Source organism: Microcystis sp. LE19-41.2A (assembly GCF_027530405.1).
Classification (GTDB): Bacteria; Cyanobacteriota; Cyanobacteriia; order Cyanobacteriales; family Microcystaceae; genus Microcystis; species Microcystis aeruginosa.
This window is the reverse complement of the sequence record NZ_JAPZQJ010000325.1, coordinates 1-1,976: the sequence shown is the minus strand read 5'-3', so window position 1 is coordinate 1,976 and position 1,976 is coordinate 1. Positions and strand designations below refer to the sequence as shown.

Below are 1,976 nucleotides of genomic sequence, written 5' to 3'. Positions count from 1 at the left end.
TAGAACCTAAGAATAGCAGTCCAAGTCCGTTCGCAAGCCTGTTGACAAGCTGTAGAGTTAAGGTCTTGAACAAAAGGGTATTCACTTCTTAATTGAGTGACATATTTATATACATCCTTTTGTCCTACACCTTTATTGTCTGCCCAATATCTAAGACATTTATTCCGAACAAACTGGACTGTCCGAATAGCCTCATCAATGGCTTGATATTGAGATGGTTTTCCTCTAAGCTTGTACTCTAAAACAAACATTTTGCGTTATCGACCTACCACGCAAACTACTCTAGCATACTAAAGTTAAATTGGCAACTATAGATTAGAGTTATTCTTAGTCGTGCTTCGCTGTTCTATGCTGGCGGAACTTTTCATCTCCGAGGTGAAACCGAGGGTTCCTTCAAGCCGACATTATAGGTAAATAAGGAAGCGCACTTAATGCCCCAAGACTAGAATCTACCTCGGTGAAAGCAAATCTTACCTTATTAGCCATGAGTCAATTCTTGTTTCTCTTTTAATGCTTGAGCAAGAATGGCGGCAGCCTCAAAAGAGTCATGTAAACCTTGTCTAGGGAGATCATCTTCAATAGACATCGGTACAATACCAGAATCCTTGAGCAACTCGGCTACAAGAAAGTTAAGTAATAAGAGCTTATCGGAGTAAGACAATTGCTTTAGCAGGGGCGCAAATTGAGTAGTTGTCAGCATGGATTCAAGAAAGTTACGGATTTTGACTTTCTGCACTTTGTCTGAGTATAACACCACCTTTGCGCTAATCCCTGCCCCAAAAGCAGGCTAACTTTGCCGTTGGAGAGAAATCCCAGAAATGTTCAATCTAATCTTTATGGTTCTTCGGTTTGTGTCAGTACGATGCCGAAGGCACTGCGTAGCAGTACGCCGCTCTGGTAGTTAATGAAATGTAACGCACCTCTTTTTTCTCTAGTCAAACTATTAGAGCCAGTCTTAGGTTAAGTTGCCGAAAAAACATCTAGCCGACGATGCCTCTAGCGACTAGATGCCATGATCAAGTCATGTCTGTCCCTGACTAAAATAGAATTAGCGATTTCCCTAAGAGACCTAATTCCATGACGATTATCACTCTTTCACGTTATGTCACCAGAAACAATGAGATTTTAGGTGGAGAGCCAATTATTGAAGGCACTCGCACATCTATTCGCGCAATCGTAGGTCTGTGGCGATTAGGTGTGATGCCAGAGGAAATTCCAACTCATTTACCTCATTTGACCTTAGCACAAGTGTTCGATGCCTTGAGTTTTTATTTGGATCATCAAGCAGAAATTAACGAGTACATTGAACGTAACCAAGTCCCCGATGAGTTGGTGCATCCTTCTGTAAACGCAGCTTTGGGTAAGCTATGAGCATATTTGCTTCGCTTTACATGGACGAAGATATGTCGGCGTTAGTTGCAACACTTCTGCGTTCTCGTGGTTTAGATGTCACCACTGTTCCTGAGCAGTCAACTTTGGGCAAAACTGACAGCGAACAATTAGAATTTGCAGCTTCTTTAGGTAGATGTCTTGTCACCCACAACCGAGTTGATTTTGAACGATTGCATCTTCAATTCATAGAGGAAGGCAGAGAACATTGTGGAATTATTGTTGTCCCTCAGAAAACTGCCTACGAGGTCGTGCAACGGGTTGGTGTTTTAGTCAACACCTTAACTGTTGATAGTATTAATAATCAGTTACTATACGCATGATTTCTCCGCAAACTTACACTCTAAGCACAAGCCAGCTAACACGATGAAGCGGCGATGTTCTAGTTCATTCATCACCGCTGACCATTGCTGTTAGACAGAAATCCCAGAAATGTTCAATCTAATCTTTAGACCTCTTGCATAAATCCGAAAACAAACGATAGAAACAATAATGGGAGGGACTTTCAGTTAATTATTTATTAGTAGTTGATAATCTTCAAAAATGTTGCTGTACAAGGATCGACTTAAGACTTTTGCAAGAGGTCT

3 protein-coding genes and 1 pseudogene are annotated in these 1,976 nt (G+C 41.2%); 2 read left to right on the top strand and 2 right to left on the bottom strand.

The features are described 5' to 3' along the window. Together O9290_RS13600 and O9290_RS13595 are read right to left on the bottom strand one after the other, a co-directional pair. Positions 1-251 (bottom strand): annotated as a pseudogene (locus tag O9290_RS13600) (hypothetical protein); the annotation flags it as partial. Between the two features lie 227 nt (positions 252-478). After that, positions 479-700, bottom strand: coding sequence for a hypothetical protein (locus tag O9290_RS13595; RefSeq protein ID WP_002755098.1), 222 nt, complete (start codon positions 698-700; stop codon positions 479-481). A 377-nt stretch (positions 701-1,077) separates the two neighbouring features. Between O9290_RS13595 and O9290_RS13590 the strand changes: the two genes are divergently transcribed. Together O9290_RS13590 and O9290_RS13585 are read left to right on the top strand one after the other, a co-directional pair. Then, entirely contained in the window at positions 1,078-1,371 is a 294-nt protein-coding gene (locus O9290_RS13590) for a DUF433 domain-containing protein (RefSeq protein WP_288057856.1), read from the top strand. Beyond that, the gene (locus O9290_RS13585) at positions 1,368-1,712 is read left to right on the top strand and encodes a DUF5615 family PIN-like protein (protein ID WP_002794977.1); all 345 of its coding nucleotides are present in this window, start codon (positions 1,368-1,370) and stop codon (positions 1,710-1,712) included. Before O9290_RS13590 ends, O9290_RS13585 begins: the two co-directional genes overlap by 4 nt. Positions 1,713-1,976 lie beyond the last annotated feature (264 nt).